This is a genomic window from Citrobacter sp. Cpo069 (genome assembly GCF_030332785.1).
GTDB classification, from domain to species: domain Bacteria; phylum Pseudomonadota; class Gammaproteobacteria; order Enterobacterales; family Enterobacteriaceae; genus Citrobacter; species Citrobacter portucalensis.
Map to the genome: position 1 here is coordinate 137164 of NZ_JAOWHD010000051.1, position 20929 is coordinate 158092.

Here is a 20929-nt window from a genome sequence, read left to right on the forward strand (position 1 = left end):
GCCTGATGGCGCTGCGCTTATCAGGCCTACGGTTTGCGCAGACCTGCATGCAGGTACCATCAGGTATTTACTACAACGTTACGCCGCTTTTAAATATCGCTAACTCTCTAAAATCATTCCGCTCGTTGCAGGTTTGCTTGCCGTTGGCGAACTCGACGATGGTATCGACAAATTCTTCCAGTAACTGCGGCATCGCTTTACCATGGATCAACTGTCCAGCGTCAAAGTCGATCCAGTGCTTTTTCTTCGCCGCCAGCTCGCTGTTGGTAGCAATTTTCACCGTCGGCACAAAACCACCGTACGGCGTACCGCGACCGGTACTGAACAGCACCATATGACAGCCCGCGCCCGCCAGGGCACTGGTCGCCACCGCATCGTTACCCGGTGCGCTCAGCAGGTTCAGACCATGCGTCTTCAGACGTTCGCCGTAGCGCAGTACGTCCACCACCTGGCTGGAGCCTGCTTTTTGCGTGCAGCCGAGAGATTTATCTTCCAGCGTGGTGATACCGCCCGCTTTGTTGCCCGGCGATGGGTTCTCGTAGATCGGCTGGTCGTGAGCAATGAAGTACTGCTTGAAGTCATTGACCATGGTGACCAGCTTGCCGAACGTTTCTTCATCGCGGCAGTGGTCCATCAGCAGTTGCTCGGCGCCGAACATTTCCGGTACTTCGGTCAGTACGGTGGTGCCGCCGTTGGCAATCACGTAGTCAGAAAAACGACCCAGCATCGGGTTGGCGGTAATACCAGACAGGCCGTCAGAGCCGCCGCATTCCAGACCAAACTTCAGCTCGCCCAGCTTACCCGGCTCACGCTTATCGTTACGCATCACGTTGTACAACTGGTGAAGATGTTCAATCCCCGCTTCCACTTCGTCTTCCTGATGTTGGCAGACCATGAAGTGAACGCGCTCAGGATCGTACTCGCCTAGGGTTTCGCGGAAGGCATCAACCTGGTTGTTTTCACAACCAAGGCCAACCACCAGCACCGCACCCGCATTCGGGTGACGCACCATGTTTTGCAGCATGGTGCGGGTGTTAATGTGGTCGTCGCCGAGCTGTGAACAGCCGTAGGTGTGGCTGAAGAGATGTACGCCGTCGATTCCTTCGGCATCGTTAGTCTCTTTCAGAAAACGGTTCTGCATCTGGCGCGCCATGGCGTTAACACAGCCAACCGTCGGTAGGATCCACAGTTCGTTGCGCACGCCAACATCGCCGTTGGCACGACGGTAGATCTGCACATCACGATCCGCCGGTTGTGCAACTTCCGCCTGAAAATCAGGGTGGTAGCTATACGTGTCCAGGTCGCTCAGATTGGTGCGCGTGTTGTGAGCATGAATATGCTCACCCGCCGCAACGTCCACCAGCGTATGGCCAATTGGCAAACCGTATTTAATGACGTTTTCGCCTTTCGCAATATCGCGTAAAGCGAATTTATGGCCACGAGAGACCGCCTGACGCAGGGTTACCGCCTGCCCATCAACGGTGACTTCGGTTCCTTCAGCCAAATCAGCGAGCGCTACCGCGACGTTATCCAGCGCATGGATCTTGATGTATTGCATACCTTCACCCGGGCCTTAGTTCAGTTCAATGGCGAAGTAATCACGCGCATTGTTAAAGCAAATATTTCTGACCATTTCACCCAGCAACTGGATATCTGCCGGTGCTTCACCTGCAGCAACCCAACGGCCAATCATCTGGCACAGAATGCGACGGAAGTATTCATGGCGCGTGTATGACAGGAAGCTACGGCTATCGGTCAGCATGCCGACGAAACGGCTCAGCAGGCCGAGCTGGGCCAGCTGCGTCATCTGACGTTCCATCCCGTCTTTCTGATCGTTGAACCACCAACCGGAACCGAACTGCATCTTGCCCGGCATACCTTCGCCCTGGAAGTTACCGATCATGGTGCCCAGCACTTCGTTATCGCGCGGGTTCAGGCAGTACAGAATGGTTTTCGGCAGCAGGTTCTGTTCGTTCTGCTTGCTCAGCAGTTTGGACAGTTCTTCAGCCATCGGACGGTCATTGATGGAGTCGAAGCCAACATCCGCGCCCAACAGTTTGAACTGGCGCAGGTTGTTATTACGCAGCGCGCCGATGTGGTACTGCTGTACCCATTCGCGACGAGCATATTCCGCACCAAGGAACACCAGCACGGCAGTTTTAAACTGGGCAACTTCATGCTCACTCAGGGTTTCACCCGCCAGGCGACGCGCCAGAATGCTATCCAGTTCAGATTCGTTAGATTCGGCAAACAGCACCACGTCCAGCGCGTGGTCAGAAACTTTACAGCCGTGAGCCGCGAAGTGATCCAGACGTTTGGTCAGTGCAGCTTGCAGATCGCTGAAGCGGCGGATATCCGTGTCAGACACTTCACCGAGCTTCGCCATGTAGTCATTAAAGGTCGCCAGCTCAATGTTAAAGGCTTTATCCGGACGCCAGCTCGGCAGCACTTTCACATCAAAGCTTCCGTCTTTAGCAACGGCCGCATGGTGCTCCAGAGAGTCGATCGGGTCATCGGTAGTGCCGACCATTTTCACATTCATCTGCTGCATGATGCCGCGCGCGGAGAATTTATCCTGCGCCAGCAGCTCGTTGCATTGGTTCCAGATTTCATCAGCAGTCGCAGGAGAAAGCAGCTTACCTGTAATACCAAACGGGCGGCGTAATTCGAGGTGGGTCCAGTGGTACAGCGGGTTACCGATAGTGTGCGGAACCGTGGCGGCCCATGCGTCAAACTTCTCGCGATCGGACGCATCGCCGGTACACAAGCGCTCAGCGACGCCATTGGTACGCATCGCACGCCATTTGTAGTGATCACCCTTCAGCCAGATGTCATACAGGTTATTAAAACGGTAGTTTTCAGCGATTTGTTGCGGTGGTAAATGGCAGTGGTAATCGAAGATCGGCTGGTCTTTGGCGTAATCATGGTACAGACGGCGGGCAAATTCGGTGTCCAGCAGGAAATCTTCAGTCATAAACGGGGTCATTATCGTCTTCCTCTCAACGAGTGCGTCAGATTGCTTATGTTTTGATGTTGACAAAGTTATCACACCAATTTCCATACACTGAAGATATTTTCGTGAGTTAGATCAACAAATGGTGACAAAAAAATTACTCTCAAAGAGGTAAATCACGCGTCAAGCCGCGCCAGTGCTGGCTTTGCTGAATCGAAATAATGACCACACGAAGATTCACACTTTTGTGATGGCACTCACCTTTTAAAGCTGTATGACAAGTTATCTTTTGGCCGTCGCGATACATAAGCCGACGGAATGCAAATTACCGATGTATAACCATCGGATTGACCGGTACGGAAACCGAATTAGCACAATTATTGACATGGCAAAGTTCGGGGAGTACCGGCTTTTTTTCGGTCCCCCCTCGTAAAAGAACATCCTCCGCCCTGAACTGGAAGATGACCGCTCGTTCGCGGACATAACAAAACGATGAGGTTTTACATGCGTAAAATTAAAGGGTTACGTTGGTACATGATTGCACTGGTGACGCTTGGCACCGTGCTGGGTTACCTGACACGTAACACTGTGGCGGCAGCTGCGCCAACTCTGATGGAAGAGTTACACATCTCCACTCAACAGTATTCCTATATCATCGCAGCGTATTCTGCTGCTTACACCGTAATGCAACCCGTTGCCGGCTACGTGCTCGATGTGCTCGGCACAAAAGTTGGTTACGCGATGTTCGCCGTTCTGTGGGCCGTCTTCTGTGGCGCGACCGCACTGGCTGGCAGTTGGGGTGGACTGGCGTTGGCGCGTGGCGCGGTAGGTGCCGCTGAAGCCGCAATGATCCCTGCGGGTTTGAAAGCCAGTTCTGAGTGGTTCCCGGCAAAAGAACGTTCAATTGCCGTTGGGTACTTTAACGTCGGCTCTTCTATCGGTGCGATGATTGCTCCGCCGCTGGTCGTCTGGGCAATCGTCATGCACAGCTGGCAGATGGCATTCATTATTTCCGGTGCGCTGAGCTTCATCTGGGCGATGTGCTGGCTTGTGTTCTACAAACACCCGCGCGACCAGAAAAAGCTGTCTGATGAAGAACGTGATTACATTCTGAATGGTCAGGAATCACAGCATAAAAACGCGACCTCGAAAAAAATGTCGCTCGGTCAGATCCTGCGTAACCGCCAGTTCTGGGGCATCGCGCTGCCGCGTTTCCTGGCAGAGCCAGCCTGGGGTACCTTCAACGCCTGGATCCCGCTGTTCATGTTTAAAGTCTACGGCTTTAACCTGAAAGAGATTGCGATGTTTGCCTGGATGCCGATGCTGTTTGCTGACCTGGGCTGTATCGTTGGGGGCTACTTACCGCCGCTGTTCCAGCGCTGGTTCGGCGTTAACCTGATCGTTTCACGTAAAATGGTCGTCACCATGGGCGCATTGCTGATGATTGGCCCAGGGATGATTGGTCTGTTCACCAGCCCGTACATTGCTATCGCCCTGCTGTGCGTCGGCGGCTTTGCTCACCAGGCGCTGTCCGGTGCGCTGATTACGCTTTCTTCTGACGTATTTGGTCGTAATGAAGTGGCAACGGCAAACGGCCTGACCGGTATGTCCGCCTGGCTTGCAAGTACGCTGTTTGCACTGGTTGTTGGCGCACTGGCTGACACCATCGGCTTTAGCCCGCTGTTCGCCGTACTGGCGGTATTCGACCTGCTCGGCGCACTCGTTATCTGGACGGTATTGCAGAACAAATCGGCCAGCGAGGTCGACTCGGGATCACAGACTGGCGATCCTGCTCCGCAAAATTAACCCGCTGCTTTTCATCAAGGGTATATAATGCAAAGCCGCCAGTCATCTGGCGGCTTTTTTATCGCCGCGAGTGGAGCAGTAATCGCAAAAGTGGTATAACAAATATAGTCTGCCGTATCATGCCTGGAGCGCATATGGAAATCACCGAACCACGACGTTTGTACCAACAACTTGCAGCTGATCTGAAAGAACGCATTGAGCAAGGCGTCTATCTGGTGGGTGACAAACTCCCTGCCGAGCGCTTTATCGCAGATGAAAAAAATGTCAGCCGTACCGTGGTTCGTGAAGCAATTATCATGCTCGAGGTAGAGGGTTACGTTGAGGTGCGTAAAGGATCGGGGATCCACGTCATTTCCAACCAACCCAGACATTATGTTGCGCCAGATGAAAACCTGGAATTTGCCAGCTACGGTCCTTTCGAGCTGCTCCAGGCGCGTCAGCTCATTGAGAGTAACATTGCCGAGTTTGCCGCCACCCAGGTGACCAAACAGGACATAATGAAGCTGATGGAGATTCAGGAGAAATCACGAAACGAAAAAAGCTTTCGTGACTCCGAGTGGGATCTCCAGTTCCATGTGCAGGTCGCCCTGGCAACGCAGAACTCGGCTCTGGCCGCGATTGTTGAAAAAATGTGGACTCAGCGTATTCACAACCCCTACTGGAAGAAATTGCACGACCACATCGACCTGCGCACGGTTGATAACTGGTGTGATGACCATGACCAGATCCTTCGGGCGCTGATTCGCAAAGATCCTCATGCCGCCAAACTGGCGATGTGGCAGCATCTTGAGAACACGAAGCAGATGCTGTTTAACGAAACCAGCGATGATTTTGAGTTCAATGCGGACCGTTATCTATTTACCGAAAATCCGGTCGTTCACCTCGATACAGCTGCTAACAGCGCAAAATAAACAATCTTATCAATGCAGGCGCGACCACGCGCCTGTTTCTGACACTTGGTAAGCGTTAGGTATAAAGTGTCAGCCTGTGTAAATCCTCTCGCCTCCCTCCATTGCGATAAGCAAAATCACAGTTCAACAACCGTAATTTCTATAACGGACTACGTTGACCTTTGTTACAATTAGATGCTGTTTGAATTTTTGTGTTTAAGAGCTTGCTAACTTCACAACTTTACAGGGAATAGTTCAGGCCGTGAGTTTGTAACAGACCACAAGTCATGTAAAAAATATTAATAAAATCGTGGTGTTACAAAATCCAGAAAACCGGCATGACGACAACCGATTCTCCAGGAATATTGAATGGAACTACTGACTCAATTACTAAATGCTTTATGGGCTCAGGATTTTGAAACGCTGGCCAATCCTTCCATGATTGGCATGCTCTATTTTGTACTCTTTACTATTTTGTTTCTGGAAAACGGACTGCTGCCAGCAGCCTTTTTACCTGGCGACAGCTTGCTGGTACTGGTCGGCGTACTTATTGCCAAAGGCGCAATGGGTTTTCCGCAAACGGTACTGCTGCTCACCACCGCAGCCAGCCTTGGTTGCTGGCTCAGCTATATACAAGGTCGATGGTTGGGTAATACCCGCACCGTGCAAAACTGGTTATCTCATCTTCCTGCACATTATCATCAGCGTGCGCATCATCTGTTCCATAAGCATGGCTTGTCTGCGCTGCTGGTCGGCCGCTTTATCGCGTTTGTCAGAACATTACTGCCGACCATCGCAGGATTGTCCGGCCTGAACAATGCGCGCTTTCAGTTCTTCAACTGGATGAGCGGACTGCTTTGGGTCCTTATTCTCACATCGCTGGGCTATCTGCTGGGCAAAACACCGGTGTTTCTCAAATATGAAGATCAGCTGATGTCTTGCCTGATGCTGCTTCCTGTGGTGTTACTGGTGTTTGGTCTGGCTGGATCACTGGTTGTTCTTTGGAAAAAGAAATACGGGAACCGAGGGTAAATTATGCTGAAATCATGCATAACGCTCCGACGACTTGCCTGGTCCACCACTTTTATGTTGTTCATCGGCGCGTTGCTCCTGACCTGGTCGGTCATTCGCCAGCAGGAGTCAACGCTTGCCATTCGTGCCGTTAACCAGGGAGCCAGCATGCCTGATGGCTTCTCTATCTGGCATCACCTGGATGCCAACGGCATTCGTTTTAAAAGCATCACTCCGCAAAATGACGCCCTGCTGATTACCTTTGATTCCAGTGCACAGAGCGCAGCGGCGAAGGTCGTACTGGATCGAACGTTACCGCACGGTTTCGTTATCGCTCAGCAGGATGATAATAATCAGGCGGTTCAGTGGTTATCCCGCTTACGTGAGACCCCACACCGTTTTGGTTAATTTCCAGGAATCTGAATTAGATCACTCACTTTGGTGATTTCACCGTTTAGCGCCTATGATTAATAAACTGGGTTTATGACCCAACGCTTTATTATTCTGGAGCATCGACCCTAAACGACGAGGTCGAATCACAATGGAAGGTTCAAGAATGAAATACCGCATCGCTTTGGCAATTAGCCTTTTCGCTCTCAGTGCCGGCAGCTACGCCACCACTCTCTGTCAGGAAAAAGAACAAGACATTCAGCGGGAGATTAGCTATGCCGAAAAACACAACAATCAGAGCCGTATCAATGGGCTGAACAAAGCGCTGAGCGAAGTCAGAGCAAACTGTACTGACAGCAAACTGCGCGCTAACCATCAGAAAAAAATCGCCGAGCAGAAAAATGAGATTGCCGAGCGTCAACGTGACTTAGCCGAAGCTAAGCAAAAAGGCGATGCGGAAAAAATCGCAAAGCGCGAACACAAGCTTGCTGAAGCTCAGCAAGAGCTAAAAGAACTCGAGACCCGCGATTACTAAGTACGGTAACTAGCCACTCAACTGGAGAAAACTATGTCGAAAGATAATGCTACGGAAAACCTGCGCGCTGAGCTGAAATCTCTTGCGGATACGCTTGAAGAAGTACTTAGCTCCTCTGGCGATAAGTCGAAGGAAGAGATGAGTAAAATTCGCAGCAAAGCCGAACATGCGCTGCGCGAGAGCCGCCATCGTCTGAGTGAAACCAGCGATGTAATCGCCAAACAGACCCGTGAGGCCGCGGCTAAAGCCGATAACTACGTGCGCGAAAACCCATGGACAGGCGTCGGCATTGGCGCTGCAGTCGGTGTGGTGCTTGGTGTACTGCTGTCGCGCCGTTAACAATGGCTGATTCTCAACACGCACAAGGTCCAGGCAAAGGCGTACTGGGTATTGGACAGCGGATCCTGACGATTCTCGTTGAGATCGTAGAAACACGGCTGCGGCTGGCCGTCGTTGAGCTGGAAGAGGAAAAAGCCAATCTCATCCAGATCCTGCTGATGCTTGGGCTGACTATGCTGTTCGCGGCGTTTGGCCTGATGAGCCTGATGGTGCTTATCATCTGGGCCATTGACCCTCAATACCGCCTGAACGCCATGATTGCCACCACCGTTGTGCTGTTGCTGTTAGCGCTGATTGGCGGGATATGGACGCTGCGTAAAGCACGTAAAACAACGCTGCTACGCCATACACGCCAGGAACTCGCTAATGACAGGCAAGCCCTGGAGGATGATGCATAATGAGCAGCAAAGTCGAACGTCAAAAGCGTAAGGCGCAACTGCTTGGACAGATCCAGCAGCAACGGCTGGATCTGTCTGCGACTCGCCGCGACTGGCTGGAAGCCACCGAGGTCTACGATCGTGGCTGGAAGACGCTACTGAACCTGCGTGGCTGGGTGTTGGTCGGGAGCAGTATTATGGCGGTTCGCACCATCCGCAACCCAAATCTGCTGGTACGCTGGGCTAAGCGCGGCTTTAGCGTCTGGAGTATCTGGCGTCTGGTGAAATCGACCATCAGACAGCAGCAACTGCGCGGCTAATCCTTTCCTTGCCCCCAACCTCAAAATTTTTGAAAAATACTGACAGTTTTCCTTGCTAACAATTCTCATTAAGCACGTTTATGATTCTCTCCATCGACAGCAACGACGCGCTCTGCAGCGTCGATGCACAAAAAAACACAATAAGCCGCCTGAGTGGTTTCCTGGAGAGTATGATGAAGAAATTAGAAGATGTTGGTGTACTGGTAGCGCGCATTCTGATGCCAATCCTGTTTATTACCGCAGGTTGGGGAAAAATCACCGGATATGCGGGTACCCAACAGTACATGGAAGCCATGGGCGTCCCAGGATTTATGCTGCCGCTGGTGATTCTGCTTGAGTTTGGCGGCGGTCTGGCAATTCTGTTCGGTTTCCTGACCCGTACAACCGCGCTGTTCACCGCAGGCTTCACATTGCTGACGGCGTTCCTCTTCCACAGCAACTTTGCGGAAGGTGTGAACTCTCTGATGTTCATGAAAAACCTGACCATCGCAGGCGGTTTCCTGCTGCTGGCTATCACCGGTCCAGGCGCATTTAGTATTGACCGTGTACTGAATAAAAAGTGGTAAGCAAACTATACTGAACACATCAAAAAGCGAGGAGATATCTCCTCGCTTTTGCTATCTGAGGAGGCGAAAATCATGGGACAACTGATTGACGGCGTCTGGCATGACACCTGGTACGATACCAAATCAACCGGTGGAAAATTTCAACGTTCAGCATCGGCTTTCCGTAACTGGCTCACCGCGGATGGCGCGCCTGGCCCTACCGGTGAAGGTGGCTTTGCTGCCGAAAAAGACCGCTATCATCTGTACGTTTCTCTGGCCTGTCCGTGGGCGCATCGCACGCTGATTTTGCGCAAACTCAAAGGGCTGGAACCGTTTATTTCCGTTTCTGTTGTGCATCCGCTGATGCTGGAAAACGGCTGGACCTTTGACGATAACTTCCCGGCGGCAACCGGCGATGCCCTGTATCAGCACGAATTTCTTTATCAGCTCTATTTACACGCCGATCCGCACTACAGTGGTCGGGTTACCGTTCCGGTGCTGTGGGATAAAAAGAACCACACCATTGTCAGCAACGAATCTGCAGAAATCATCCGCATGTTTAACACCGCGTTTGATGCGCTGGGCGCGAAAGCCGGAGATTACTATCCCCCTGCCCTGCAAAGCAAAATCGACGAGCTGAACGGCTGGATTTATGACAACGTTAATAACGGCGTGTATAAAGCCGGATTTGCCACCAGTCAGGAAGCCTACGACGACGCCGTGGATAACGTCTTTCAATCTCTGGCACGACTGGAGCAGATCCTTGGGCAACATCGCTACCTGACCGGCGACCAGTTAACCGAGGCCGACATTCGCCTGTGGACCACGCTGGTACGCTTTGATCCCGTGTATGTCACCCACTTCAAGTGCGACAAACACCGGATTAGCGACTATCTGAACCTGTACGGTTTCCTGCGTGATATCTACCAGATGCCGGGTATTGCGGAAACCGTCAATTTCGCTCACATCCGCAATCACTACTTCCGTAGCCACAAAACCATTAACCCGACCGGCATTATTTCTGTTGGGCCGTGGCAGGACCTCAACGAACCTCATGGGCGTGACGAGCGTTTCGCATGATATACACGGGTCCACTTTGGGGTTAGGCCGATTAGTTAAGCATGTATGGCGAACATGTGATTTTTGCTCAGGGTTCCGTTCACCTCAGCTGTGTCATTTCTCTGAAACGCCGTTACCCGTGAACGTGCAAGGGAGGCTCACCGCCGCCTCCCTTGCAACCCAGGCTCCCGGCGGGAAAATCGTCGCTACGCGATTCATTCGTCTTATGCCGTCTGCCTGTCGGGTCGGGGCCGAGCCTGCATCCTTGCAGGCCGTCCCCTCTGCCCGCATCCCTGCGGGCAGACCCGGTCAGCCGTCAACGACTCATCGATTTTCAGCCGGACATGGGTCATCGCTTCAACTCTCTGACTTTCAGTTAAATCTCTTATGCTGTTCAGACATATTCAAATAAAAATACCGGTGGTCAGGCGTGGCTGGTCCGGCTGAAAATTGCCGACGTGTTTCCGTAAGGCCGGGAGAACCCGCAGGGATGCGGGTTCAGGGCGCGCTTTACAGGGACGTTACATCGCGCCCGGCCCGAAAGCCTGAAGGAAAAAGCTGAGGGAACCACGAAGTGGCAATTTTCCCGCCGGGAGCCGGGATTGTAAAGGGCGTGGCGGAGAACGCCCTTTACACGTTCACATGAACCAATGCTTAAGAGAAGCGATGAACATAAGGTGAACGGAACCCTTTCTCTGAGAGAGCATATTCATTACTCCCGCCAACACAGGTTGATACTTTCTGAAACTGAGGCGTTCACTGATAAGTATTACCCATCAGAGGACCAAATAATTAACACCGCAAATATTTACCATCATTTCATTCGCAGCTATTCTTAATTTGATTACTTTAAAAACAAGTAATTGAATGCAGAACGAGGCAAAAATGGATTGGTATTTAAACGTATTAAAGAATTACTTTGGTTTTGGTGGCCGCGCACGTCGTAAAGAATACTGGATGTTTGTGCTGGTCAACATCATCTTCACATTCGTGCTGGGTATTCTGGACAGAATGTTTGGCTGGGAGCGCGCCGGTGGAGAAGGCATATTAACGACGATTTACGGGGTTCTGGTCTTTATTCCGTGGTGGGCGGTACAGTTCCGGCGTTTACATGACACCGATCGTTCAGCCTGGTGGCTACTGGTGCTGCTGATCCCGATCGTAGGCTGGCTGGTGATCATCATTTTCAACTGTCAAAACGGGACTCAGGGGAGCAACCGCTTCGGGCCCGATCCCAAACAGTTATCCTGACGTAGCATATGTAGATGCCTGATGGCGCTGCGCTTATCAGGCCTACAACATACTCCGTCTTCCAGGCCGGATAAGGTGCTTCGCACCGCATCCGGCGTAACAGTCAGGCTATTTACCCGCAAACAGCTTGGGGATTTCCCGCAGACACCAGGATTTCGCCTCGCCCATGCTGTCACGACGCCAGGCCATAATAATATCTATCTCGCTTGTCGATTCCGGACTAACGACCCGCAGCCGACCAGCCGCAATATCCTCTTCCACCAGCGGGTACGGCATCGTCGCCACGCCAAGTCCTGCCAACAGCGCCTGACGTTTATCTTCTATCGTACTCACCGTCAGACGCGGCTGCTTATCCAGCAGTTGAACCGTCAGCACCGGACGTTCACGGGCGGTATCCGCCACCGCGATCCCACGGTATTTAACGCGGGTGACTTCCGATAACGGTTCCGGCTCCTGATGAATGGGATGATCCGGGGCCGCTACATAGACGTTCATCAGCGAGTACAGCTTGCGCGAGTTGATTTCTGAGGATGAGCGAAAATGCATATCCGGCGCAATCACGATATCCGCCCGCCCCTGCTCAAGACGCTCCCACGCCCCGGCCAGAACTTCGGTAATAACGGAAAGCTGGGTATTGGCCTTCCCGGCAAGCCTGTCGATCAGCGGGAAAAACGCCGCCGTCGGCACCAGCGCTTCGGTAACGATAGTCAGATGCGTTTCCCAACCGCGAGCCAATGCTTCGGCATCGGTAGTCAGTTTATCCGCAGCTTCCAGCAGTACGCGCCCGCGCTCCAGCAACATACGCCCAACGTTAGTAAATTTTGTGCGGTGGCCTGAGCGGTCAAACAGCACCACGTCCAGCTCTTCCTCCAGCTTCTGCATGGTATAGCTAAGTGCGGAAGGAACGCGTCCCAGTTCGTCTGCCGCAGCAGCAAAACTACCGCGTCTGTCTATTGCGTCCATGACGCGTAACGCTTCAAGCGTTAAAGCCCTTTCTTTGGCCATCTCGTTCTCATTCAGGAAATTTGAACATACCGGGCAGAATATCTGGCTAACAATGCAGCGTCTAGCCATTTAACATAAAAGGAAGTAAAGAGAGGTCAAGAACTATGATTACTACCCGTACAGCCAAACAATGCGGGCAAGCAGACTACGGCTGGCTGCAGGCCCGTTATACCTTCTCCTTTGGACACTATTTTGATCCTAAACTGCTGGGTTATGCCTCGCTGCGTGTTCTGAACCAGGAAGTTCTGGCACCGGGGGCCTCTTTCCAGCCACGGACCTATCCGAAGGTGGATATCGTCAATCTGATCCTCGAAGGGGAAGCGGAGTACCGAGACAGCGAAGGCAACCATATCAAGGCCAAAGCAGGTGAAGTGCTATTGCTCGCGACACAGCCCGGGATCAGCTATAGCGAACACAATATCAGCAAAGATAAGCCGTTAACCAGAATGCAGCTCTGGCTGGACGCCTGCCCGCAGCGTGAAAACGCCTGTGTACAGAAAGCCACGCTGGGCACCGGTAAGCATCAGCTGCTGGCCTCGCCGGACGGTGAACAAGGCAGCCTACATCTGCGCCAACAGGTATGGGTGCACCACGTTGAGCTGCAGCAAGGTGAATCGTTGAGTTTTCAGTTACATGGGCCACGTGCTTATTTACAGTCGATTCACGGCAGATTCCATGCGGTGACGTCTGGCGCCGAAAAAGAAGCGCTCACCTGTGGCGATGGGGCATTTATTCGTGACGAAACTAACATAACGTTAGTCGCCGATACTCCGCTGCGCGCTTTGCTGATAGATTTGCCCGTATAGTCAGGGAAAACAATGGAGTACGACTATTGAGCAAGAAATCATCAAAAAAACGCCAGCCTCAGGTTGAGCCGAAAAAACAGGAAACAGTTACCTTCGGCTATGAAGAAATGCTGACAGAGCTGGAAGCGATTGTGGCCGATGCCGAACTACGGCTGGAAGACGAAGAAGCCGCCTGAACAGGCGGCTTAGACTTATGCCGGGTGGCGTCAACGGCTTACCCGGCTTACAGATTAATGTGCCTTACTGGCCATGATCTCAATAATCTGCTTGTCGGTTTCCTGCATTGAACGACACGCCAGCGCACACAGGTTAGCGATAGATTGTTCCACGTTATGCGCCACAATCCCTTCGTTGCCGGTTACAGCAGTATCATCCAGCGCCATCAGTACCGCTTTCCACGCCGCGGAAGCACTGGTTGAGACTTTCATCGCGCAGCTGTTTGAAGCGCCATCGCATATCATTCCGCTCACGTCGCCAATCATGCTGCTGATCGCCATCGCGATGGTGTTGTAGCGACCATCTACGATCCATGCCATCCCCGCTGCTGCCCCCATCGCCGCCGTAGTTGCCGCACACAGTGCAGACAAACGCGGAAGCTGATGATGGATGTAGATAGCGCTCAGATGAGACAACATTAGCGCACGTGCCAGTTTCTCCTCATCCGCGCCAAAGTGCTCAGCCACCACCATCACCGGAACAGTCGCGGTAATGCCCTGATTACCGGAGCCGGAGTTGCTCATGGCCGGCAGCGTCGCCCCGCCCATTCGCGCATCCGATGCCGCACTGGTGCGGATCAGAATAGAGGTGGAGAGATCGTTCGCCAGCAGGCCACGCGCACACTGCTTCTCAAGCGTAGTTCCGATGTGCAAACCCCAGTTACCGCGCAGCCCTTCCTGAGACAGCGCACCGTTCAGTTTTGCCGCATCGAGAATGAAGCGGATTGACTCAAACGGTACCGCGTTCACGAACGCCAGAATCTCTTCCAGCGAGGTGTGAGACAATACCGCCAGCGGCGACTCCTGCTCCTCTTCCTGAGCGTTCTGTTCTGTGGTGAACACTACGCCCTTATTGGTCTCGATGTGCACAATGTTGGTATGACCGCCCACAATCGTCACGCACGCCCATCCTTCAGCGCTGTAAACCTTCGCGCGGGAAAAGAGGATGTCCTCGCAAGGCTCCTGCAGCATCACCGCAACCTTGCCAGCGCTCAGAATCGCTTTCGCATCGGCGATCGCTTGTGGCGACGCATCTTTCAGTACCTCTAAACCGGCACGGGCATTTCCCCCCAGCGCACCCAGCGCCGCCGCGACAGGTAACCCGACCATTCCGGTACCCGGCACGGTAACGCCCATGCCGTTTTTCATCAGGTTCGGTGAGACCCACGCGTCAATGCGTTCAACCGCGCCGTCCAGCTCAGAGGAGGCAACCGCCGCCGCCAGAGCCAGAGAGATAGGTTCTGTACAGCCCAACGCAGGCTTAACTTCTTCCTGCACCGCGCGGATAAAACTATCCCATAATGGATTCAATGTAGTCTCAAACATAACAACAACCTTTGCTCAAATATCTCAGGAAAATGCCAGGAACGGAGAAACGCACAACAGCAGGCCCGTGAAAATAATCAGATACAGGGAAGCGCCTTTGTATTTGTGCAGTGCAGGAACTTTGTAGACCAGCCAGGCCGGGATCAGACAACCCACCATGCCGAAGATAGGGCTACAAATAGAGGTGAAGCTCAGCACCGGCGCGTTGAGCACAATTGCGCTCCAGGCCAGCAGGATGGCAAAAATCATAATGCCGCGCTGAACAAAGGTTTCGTTGATTTTCTCAGCCGGCATATAGCGGCGCAGAATGTTCATCACGATCCCTTGAGTCGCTTCACGGAAACCTAAGTAGACACCGAAGAAAGCGGTCATAACGGCGAAAATGTTCAGAATAACGCTGACGATTTTCACCCAGCCAGCACCCGCACCATTGATAAATTGCGCGGCAATCGCCAGAGCGGAAATGTTCTGCTCATAAGCTTTAACCGCTTCGTCGTGGCCCATCGCCAACGTGAAGGAAACGGCGTAGAAAAAGACGGTAACAAACAGAATACCGAACGCGATGTTCATGGCACGCAGGGCTTTATGGCGCGCCACTTCGATGGATTTGTTGCGTGAACGGTATGAGATAACCATCGGGCTTAAGGTCTGAATAAACAGAATCGAGGTCAGCGTAAACGGCAGAGTGATGATCGCATTTTTGATCAGCAGCGCCATCGGCGGCAGTGAACCCGCGTTATGCAGATGCCACATCCCTACCATCGACACGCCAAGCGCTGCCACAACCAGCAGCTTGGTCATTACCATGCCGGTGGAGATTTTAAACAGCATTTGTTCCCCGCGTGACGAGATAGCCACCAGGATGCAAATCAATACCAGGCCATAGAACGGGCTGTCGGACAGTAAACCTTCCGTCACACCAAACGTGTGCAGATAGGAGGCGCTATCATTGGTGATGGCGGTGGAATAAACGAACATCCAGATAACCAGCATCACAAAATACAACGCACCTAACAGGATGCCCCAGTTCTTACCCAGATAGCCGCTGATCACGCTCGGGTAGTCTTTACACTCTGGGGACTCAGCCAGCGTGTTGATAAACAGGCGCTGGAACAGGTACATGGCTGGGTAGCCGATGATAGAGGAGAGCAAGAACACCCACAGCCCCATCAATCCTACCTGGACAGGAAGAAAAACAATCCCCGCGCCAATTGCCATACCGATACTCATAATGACCCAGCCGGTGTCCGTGCTGTCGAACTTAATGGCTTCACGCCATTCGCTTTCGGTCATTCCCGCCCGACGTGCCGGAGCAGATGCGTCGAGTATTACGCTACTATTCGTTGCCGTTTCCATAATTTCCCGCTCAATGTGTAGGTAGAGGTTTTTATATTTTTTTCGTACTGCATCAATGCGATACGCAGTACTTAGGTGCAGGTGAGCTATTGGAGTAATGAAGAAATCATACGCGCAGGATCAGAGAAAAACTTCACAAACAAACCCCTGTAATTTCTAAAAGTTAAGAAATATTTTCTCTTTTATATGCATATTTAGGATTTAAATTCTATTTTTGAAGCAGATCACAACAAAAAATGTACACCAAAGTGCTAATGCTGATCAGTTAACACCTCACCTTCTGCATTTTTTGTTAAAACAGCAAAACAGATTTAACTGGAAGTCAGAGGGTTGAAGCGATGACCCCGGTCCGGCTGAAAATCGATGAGGCGTTGACGGCTGACCGGGACTGCCCGCAGGGATGCGGGCAGAGGGGACGGCCTGCATGGATGCAGGCTCGGCCCCGACCCGACAGGCAGACGGAATAAGACGAATAGCTCGCGCAGCGACGATTTTCCCGCCGGGAGCCTTGGATGCAAGGGAGCGGCGGCGCTTACGCCTTATCCGGCCTACAAACGCACCCTTTCATCTCAGGTACAAACTACTTTAATCGCCAGACCACCGCGTGAGGTTTCACGGTATTTGTCGTTCATATCTTTGCCCGTTTCATACATGGTCTCGATCACTTTATCGAGCGAAACGCGTGGCTCAGATGTGCGACGCAGCGCCATGCGTGCGGCGTTGACGGCTTTTACCGCGTTGATCGCATTACGTTCAATACACGGTATTTGCACCTGTCCAGCAACCGGATCGCAGGTCAGCCCCAGGTTATGCTCCATGGCGATTTCCGCCGCAATACAAACCTGCGACGGGCTACCGCCGAGCAACTCGGTCAGCCCGGCTGCCGCCATTGAACAGGCTACGCCAATTTCACCCTGACAGCCGACTTCGGCACCAGAAATAGAGGCGTTCATCTTATACAGCGCCCCTATCGCCCCCGCGGCCAGCAAGTAACGGGCAATGGAGTTTGCATTCACCGGACGGCGGAACTTGTCGTAATAGGCCAATACGGCAGGGATAATTCCACATGCGCCGTTGGTCGGTGCCGTCACAACCCGGCATCCGGCGGCGTTTTCTTCGCTCACGGCCAGCGCGAACATGTTGATCCAGTCAATAACGTTCATCGGGTCGCTGGACAGGTTATCGCTGGAAACCAGCAACCGGCGTAATGCCACGGCGCGGCGCGGGACGTTCAATGGACCCGGCAGGACGCCTTCGGTGTTCATGCCACGCTCAATGCCGGCGTGCATGACGTCCCAGATGGCGGCAAAACCAGCATCGATTTCTTCTTTGCTGCGCATCGCCAGTTCGTTCTGCATCATCAGACCGGAAACGGACAGCCCGTTACGCTCACACAGTTTCAGCAGTTCGCTGGCGGAATGAAAATTGTAGGGCACGTGTGCTTCAACATCATGCGCCTGACCAAATTGCTCCTCTTCAACGATAAAACCGCCGCCGACGGAGTAATAGGTTTTGCTTAATAGCGTCTCGGTGCCGTTCCATGCGGTGATACGCATGCCATTTTCATGGCGCGGCAGCGTTTCGGTGTGAAAGAGGATATTTTTGTCTGGGGAGAAATCGACAATATGCGTGCCCTCTGCAACCGGTAAACGTCCGGTACGGGCCACTTCCTGAGTAAAACCAGCGATAGAATCTATATTAACGTTTTGCGGACTGTTACCGGCCAGTCCCATCATGATGGCGACATCCGTCGCATGACCTTTTCCGGTCAGGGAAAGCGATCCATAAAGATCGACCACAATATGCGTAGCCTTGGGAAGTTCCCCGCTGCTGACCAACAGATCGATAAAGCTTTTACCTGCGTTCATTGGCCCCACGGTATGGGAGCTGGAAGGTCCAATGCCAATCTTAAAAATATCGAATGCGCTAATCATATCCACACCCTCGGATTGCCGTTCAGTGAAGACCAGGTTTCACACTCATTAAGGATCGGGGCGATCCTGAGATCGCCCCGCAAGGGATTACAGCGTGTCGCCACGTACGGCGATGGCTTCAATCTCCAGCTTCACATCCTTTGGTAAGCGGGCGACCTGTACGCAGCTGCGCGTAGGGTAAATTGCCTTATGCTCATCAAAGAACTGCTGGTACACCTGATTAATGGTGGCGAAGTCGTTCAGGTCAGAAACGAAAACGGTCGTCTTCACGATATCGCTCACTTTCAAACCTGCGGACTCGACGATCGCTTTCACGTTTTCCAGGCTTTGACGCGCCTGATCGGCCACGTTTTCAGCCACTTCACCGGTCTGTGGACACACCGGAATTTGACCTGACGTCAACACCATGCTGCCCAGATCCACACCCTGTACGTAAGGCCCAATCGCCCCTGGCGCACATTCGGTTGCAATTACTTTTCTCATAGTCCCTCCGGCGTCAGAGCGCCTGGGTGAAAGTACGTGAAATAACATCCTGCTGCTGTTCGCGGGTCAGCGCGTTGAAGCGCACCGCATAACCAGACACGCGGATCGTCAGGTTCGGATAGTTTTCCGGGTGCTCAATGGCATCCATCAACATTTCACGGTTCATAACGTTAACGTTCAGATGCTGACCACCTTCCACATGTGCTTCATGGTGGAAGTAACCGTCCAGCAGACCGACCAGGTTGGTTTTACGCACTCCATCCTCTTTGCCCAGCGCTGCCGGCACAATGGAGAAGGTGTACGAGATACCGTCTTTGGCATAGGTGAACGGAAGTTTGGCAACCGAGGTTAACGACGCCACCGCACCTTTACGATCGCGGCCGTGCATCGGGTTCGCCCCTGGCGCAAACGGCGTACCTGCGCGACGTCCGTCCGGCGTATTACCGGTTTTCTGTCCGTACACCACGTTGGAGGTAATGGTCAGAATGGACTGCGTCGGCACCGCGTTACGGTAGGTTGGCAACACCTTAATTTTCTTCATAAAGCGTTCGACCAGGTCGCAGGCAATGCTGTCTACGCGCTCGTCGTTGTTGCCGTATTGCGGATAGTCGCCTTCGATTTCGAAATCAACTGCCAGACCATTTTCATCACGAATCGGTTTCACGCGAGCGTATTTGATAGCCGACAGAGAATCCGCCGCCACGGACAGACCCGCCATACCACAGGCCATCGTGCGATAGACATCACGATCGTGCAGCGCCATCAGCGAAGCTTCGTAGCTGTACTTGTCGTGCATGTAGTGGATGATGTTCAGCGCGCTGATGTACTGCACGGCCAGCCAGTCCATAAAGTGGTCCAGGCTCTCCATCACCGTGTCGTAGTCCAGCACGTCATCCATCAGCGGTGCCGTTTTCGGCCCGACCTGGATTTTCAGCTTCTCATCCACGCCGCCGTTGATTGCATACAGCAACGTTTTGGCGAGGTTGGCACGTGCCCCGAAGAACTGCATTTGCTTGCCGATAACCATCGGGCTGACGCAGCAGGCAATGGCATAGTCATCGCTGTCAAAGTCGGCACGCATCAGATCGTCGTTTTCATACTGCAAAGACGAGGTGATGATAGACACCTGGGCGGCGTACTTTTTGAAGGCTATCGGTAGCTGCTCAGACCACAGCACCGTCAGGTTCGGCTCAGGTGCCGGGCCCATGGTGTGCAGCGTATGCAGATAGCGGAACGAGTTTTTGGTCACCAGCGTGCGGCCATCCAGCCCCATACCGCCGATAACTTCGGTCGCCCAGATTGGGTCGCCTGAGAACAGGGTGTCGAATTCCGGCGTACGCAGGAAGCGCACCATACGGATCTTCATAATGAAGTGGTCGATCAGCTCCTGCGCCTGCTGCTCATTTAGCACGCCCGCTTTGAAATCGCGCTCAATGTAGATGTCGAGGAACGATGCGGTACGGCCCAGCGACATAGCGCCACCGTTCTGAGATTTCACCGCAGCCAGGTAAGCAAAGTACACCCACTGCACCGCTTCCTGCGCATTACGCGCCGGACGGGAGATATCGCAGCCGTATTTCGCCGCCATTTCCTGCATTTGCAGCAGAGCGCGACGGTGTTCAGACAGCTCTTCGCGAAGACGAATCGTGGCTTCAAGATTCTGGCCCCACTCCAGGTTCGACTGGAGATCGGCAAACTGCAGTTCACGCTCACGCACCAGATAGCGGATACCGTACAGCGCGACGCGGCGATAATCACCGATGATACGACCACGACCGTAACCATCCGGCAGGCCGGTCAACACGCCGGATTTACGGCAGCGCAGCATATCCGGAGAGTAGGCGTCGAATACGCCCTGGTTATGGGTTTTACGCAGTTCAGTAAACTGGTATTCAAAATCAGCATCCATCTCACGACCATAAGCATCAAAAGAGCTTTTGATCATATTGATGCCGCCAAACGGATGCAGAGCACGCTTGAGCGGCTTATCCGTTTGTAGACCGACGATTTTTTCCAGTTCTTGTTCAATATAACCGGCGTCATGCGCGGTTATCGTGGTAGCAATATTGGTATCGAAATCAACCGGCGCGTGCGTCGAGTTTTCAATACGGATGCCCGCCATGACTTTTTCCCACAATGCAGTGGTCGCAGGCGTTGCTTCGGCGAGGAAAGATTCATCCCCTTCATAAGGCGTATAGTTGTGCTGAATAAAATCACGGACATTAATTTCTTCTTTCCAGTCCGTACCTTTAAAGCCATTCCAGGCTTCGGCATACAGCATATCGCTGGTATCGATATTTACCTTCATGAAAAATAATCTCTCTGCTG

Annotated in this window: 21 protein-coding genes; 13 read left to right on the forward strand and 8 right to left on the reverse strand. The window is 52.8% G+C overall.

What is annotated here, in order from left to right; all coding sequences use genetic code 11:
- Positions 1–70: 70 nt before the first annotated feature.
- On the reverse strand, positions 71–1558 hold the full coding sequence (locus OGY08_RS13430) for a UxaA family hydrolase (protein ID WP_032945078.1): 1488 nt from the start codon (positions 1556–1558) through the stop codon (positions 71–73).
- A 15-nt stretch (positions 1559–1573) separates the two neighbouring features.
- Positions 1574–2986, reverse strand: coding sequence for a glucuronate isomerase (uxaC, locus tag OGY08_RS13435; RefSeq protein ID WP_003024811.1), 1413 nt, complete (start codon positions 2984–2986; stop codon positions 1574–1576).
- Between the two features lie 471 nt (positions 2987–3457).
- Between uxaC and OGY08_RS13440 the strand changes: the two genes are divergently transcribed.
- The 11 genes from OGY08_RS13440 (at position 3458) to OGY08_RS13490 (ending at position 11476) form a co-directional block, all read left to right on the forward strand.
- Positions 3458–4759 (forward strand): MFS transporter, encoded by a 1302-nt coding sequence (locus OGY08_RS13440; RefSeq protein WP_003828557.1) that lies wholly within the window; start codon positions 3458–3460, stop codon positions 4757–4759.
- A gap of 134 nt (positions 4760–4893) precedes the next feature.
- Positions 4894–5670 (forward strand): transcriptional regulator ExuR, encoded by a 777-nt coding sequence (exuR, locus tag OGY08_RS13445; protein WP_003828559.1) that lies wholly within the window; start codon positions 4894–4896, stop codon positions 5668–5670.
- Between the two features lie 348 nt (positions 5671–6018).
- Positions 6019–6681 carry a DedA family general envelope maintenance protein YqjA gene (yqjA, locus tag OGY08_RS13450; RefSeq protein ID WP_003828561.1) on the forward strand — a complete coding sequence of 221 codons (663 nt, stop codon included), beginning with the start codon at positions 6019–6021 and terminating at the stop codon, positions 6679–6681.
- Between the two features lie 18 nt (positions 6682–6699).
- Positions 6700–7068, forward strand: coding sequence for an EnvZ/OmpR regulon moderator MzrA (gene mzrA, locus OGY08_RS13455; protein ID WP_162623447.1), 369 nt, complete (start codon positions 6700–6702; stop codon positions 7066–7068).
- A gap of 148 nt (positions 7069–7216) precedes the next feature.
- Positions 7217–7585, forward strand: a complete 369-nt coding sequence (locus OGY08_RS13460) for a DUF1090 domain-containing protein (RefSeq protein WP_103284684.1) — start codon at positions 7217–7219, stop codon at positions 7583–7585.
- A 33-nt stretch (positions 7586–7618) separates the two neighbouring features.
- A complete protein-coding gene (locus OGY08_RS13465; RefSeq protein ID WP_003024832.1) occupies positions 7619–7924 on the forward strand; it encodes an ElaB/YgaM/YqjD family protein in 306 nt (101 codons plus the stop codon).
- Between the two features lie 2 nt (positions 7925–7926).
- A complete protein-coding gene (locus OGY08_RS13470) occupies positions 7927–8322 on the forward strand; it encodes a phage holin family protein (RefSeq protein WP_003828567.1) in 396 nt (131 codons plus the stop codon).
- A complete protein-coding gene (locus OGY08_RS13475; RefSeq protein WP_003828569.1) occupies positions 8322–8621 on the forward strand; it encodes a YqjK-like family protein in 300 nt (99 codons plus the stop codon). The genes OGY08_RS13470 and OGY08_RS13475 overlap by 1 nt, the downstream gene beginning before the upstream one ends.
- 173 nt (positions 8622–8794) lie before the next feature.
- Complete coding sequence (locus tag OGY08_RS13480) at positions 8795–9187, forward strand: DoxX family protein (protein ID WP_003024847.1); 393 nt, start codon at positions 8795–8797, stop codon at positions 9185–9187.
- A gap of 72 nt (positions 9188–9259) precedes the next feature.
- Positions 9260–10246 (forward strand): glutathionyl-hydroquinone reductase YqjG, encoded by a 987-nt coding sequence (yqjG, locus tag OGY08_RS13485; protein WP_125362876.1) that lies wholly within the window; start codon positions 9260–9262, stop codon positions 10244–10246.
- Positions 10247–11110: 864 nt separating this feature from the next.
- Positions 11111–11476 (forward strand): DUF805 domain-containing protein, encoded by a 366-nt coding sequence (locus OGY08_RS13490; protein WP_008785879.1) that lies wholly within the window; start codon positions 11111–11113, stop codon positions 11474–11476.
- A 108-nt stretch (positions 11477–11584) separates the two neighbouring features.
- Here OGY08_RS13490 and yhaJ read toward each other — a convergent pair whose 3' ends face one another.
- On the reverse strand, positions 11585–12481 hold the full coding sequence (yhaJ, locus tag OGY08_RS13495) for a DNA-binding transcriptional regulator YhaJ (RefSeq protein WP_003024855.1): 897 nt from the start codon (positions 12479–12481) through the stop codon (positions 11585–11587).
- Positions 12482–12585: 104 nt separating this feature from the next.
- Between yhaJ and OGY08_RS13500 the strand changes: the two genes are divergently transcribed.
- Together OGY08_RS13500 and OGY08_RS13505 are read left to right on the forward strand one after the other, a co-directional pair.
- Positions 12586–13287, forward strand: coding sequence for a pirin family protein (locus OGY08_RS13500; RefSeq protein WP_003024860.1), 702 nt, complete (start codon positions 12586–12588; stop codon positions 13285–13287).
- Between the two features lie 26 nt (positions 13288–13313).
- On the forward strand, positions 13314–13463 hold the full coding sequence (locus OGY08_RS13505) for a protein YhaL (RefSeq protein ID WP_003828578.1): 150 nt from the start codon (positions 13314–13316) through the stop codon (positions 13461–13463).
- A gap of 54 nt (positions 13464–13517) precedes the next feature.
- Here the strand turns inward: OGY08_RS13505 and OGY08_RS13510 are convergent, their stop codons facing one another.
- The 5 genes from OGY08_RS13510 to tdcE all read right to left on the reverse strand — a co-directional run bounded on the left by OGY08_RS13510 (position 13518) and on the right by tdcE (position 20909).
- The gene (locus tag OGY08_RS13510; protein WP_125362875.1) at positions 13518–14828 is read right to left on the reverse strand and encodes an L-cysteine desulfidase family protein; all 1311 of its coding nucleotides are present in this window, start codon (positions 14826–14828) and stop codon (positions 13518–13520) included.
- 24 nt (positions 14829–14852) lie between these two features.
- Positions 14853–16184 (reverse strand): SLC5/6 family protein, encoded by a 1332-nt coding sequence (locus OGY08_RS13515; protein WP_020996346.1) that lies wholly within the window; start codon positions 16182–16184, stop codon positions 14853–14855.
- 569 nt (positions 16185–16753) lie between these two features.
- Positions 16754–18118, reverse strand: coding sequence for an L-serine ammonia-lyase (gene tdcG, locus OGY08_RS13520; protein ID WP_048215482.1), 1365 nt, complete (start codon positions 18116–18118; stop codon positions 16754–16756).
- Positions 18119–18205: 87 nt separating this feature from the next.
- Positions 18206–18601, reverse strand: a complete 396-nt coding sequence (locus OGY08_RS13525) for an enamine/imine deaminase (protein WP_003828585.1) — start codon at positions 18599–18601, stop codon at positions 18206–18208.
- 13 nt (positions 18602–18614) lie between these two features.
- Positions 18615–20909, reverse strand: a complete 2295-nt coding sequence (gene tdcE, locus OGY08_RS13530) for a 2-ketobutyrate formate-lyase/pyruvate formate-lyase (protein WP_003828587.1) — start codon at positions 20907–20909, stop codon at positions 18615–18617.
- Positions 20910–20929: the final 20 nt, after the last annotated feature.

Bases quoted from the DNA above. Each gene is read 5' to 3' on its own strand.
- OGY08_RS13430 (WP_032945078.1), bottom strand. From the start codon at position 1,558: ATGCAATACATCAAGATCCATGCGCTGGATAACGTCGCGGTAGCGCTC.
- uxaC (WP_003024811.1), bottom strand. From the start codon at position 2,986: ATGACCCCGTTTATGACTGAAGATTTCCTGCTGGACACCGAATTTGCC.
- OGY08_RS13440 (WP_003828557.1), top strand. From the start codon at position 3,458: ATGCGTAAAATTAAAGGGTTACGTTGGTACATGATTGCACTGGTGACG.
- exuR (WP_003828559.1), top strand. From the start codon at position 4,894: ATGGAAATCACCGAACCACGACGTTTGTACCAACAACTTGCAGCTGAT.
- yqjA (WP_003828561.1), top strand. From the start codon at position 6,019: ATGGAACTACTGACTCAATTACTAAATGCTTTATGGGCTCAGGATTTT.
- OGY08_RS13460 (WP_103284684.1), top strand. From the start codon at position 7,217: ATGAAATACCGCATCGCTTTGGCAATTAGCCTTTTCGCTCTCAGTGCC.
- OGY08_RS13465 (WP_003024832.1), top strand. From the start codon at position 7,619: ATGTCGAAAGATAATGCTACGGAAAACCTGCGCGCTGAGCTGAAATCT.
- OGY08_RS13470 (WP_003828567.1), top strand. From the start codon at position 7,927: ATGGCTGATTCTCAACACGCACAAGGTCCAGGCAAAGGCGTACTGGGT.
- OGY08_RS13475 (WP_003828569.1), top strand. From the start codon at position 8,322: ATGAGCAGCAAAGTCGAACGTCAAAAGCGTAAGGCGCAACTGCTTGGA.
- OGY08_RS13480 (WP_003024847.1), top strand. From the start codon at position 8,795: ATGAAGAAATTAGAAGATGTTGGTGTACTGGTAGCGCGCATTCTGATG.
- yqjG (WP_125362876.1), top strand. From the start codon at position 9,260: ATGGGACAACTGATTGACGGCGTCTGGCATGACACCTGGTACGATACC.
- OGY08_RS13490 (WP_008785879.1), top strand. From the start codon at position 11,111: ATGGATTGGTATTTAAACGTATTAAAGAATTACTTTGGTTTTGGTGGC.
- yhaJ (WP_003024855.1), bottom strand. From the start codon at position 12,481: ATGGCCAAAGAAAGGGCTTTAACGCTTGAAGCGTTACGCGTCATGGAC.
- OGY08_RS13500 (WP_003024860.1), top strand. From the start codon at position 12,586: ATGATTACTACCCGTACAGCCAAACAATGCGGGCAAGCAGACTACGGC.
- OGY08_RS13510 (WP_125362875.1), bottom strand. From the start codon at position 14,828: ATGTTTGAGACTACATTGAATCCATTATGGGATAGTTTTATCCGCGCG.
- OGY08_RS13515 (WP_020996346.1), bottom strand. From the start codon at position 16,184: ATGGAAACGGCAACGAATAGTAGCGTAATACTCGACGCATCTGCTCCG.
- tdcG (WP_048215482.1), bottom strand. From the start codon at position 18,118: ATGATTAGCGCATTCGATATTTTTAAGATTGGCATTGGACCTTCCAGC.
- OGY08_RS13525 (WP_003828585.1), bottom strand. From the start codon at position 18,601: ATGAGAAAAGTAATTGCAACCGAATGTGCGCCAGGGGCGATTGGGCCT.
- tdcE (WP_003828587.1), bottom strand. From the start codon at position 20,909: ATGAAGGTAAATATCGATACCAGCGATATGCTGTATGCCGAAGCCTGG.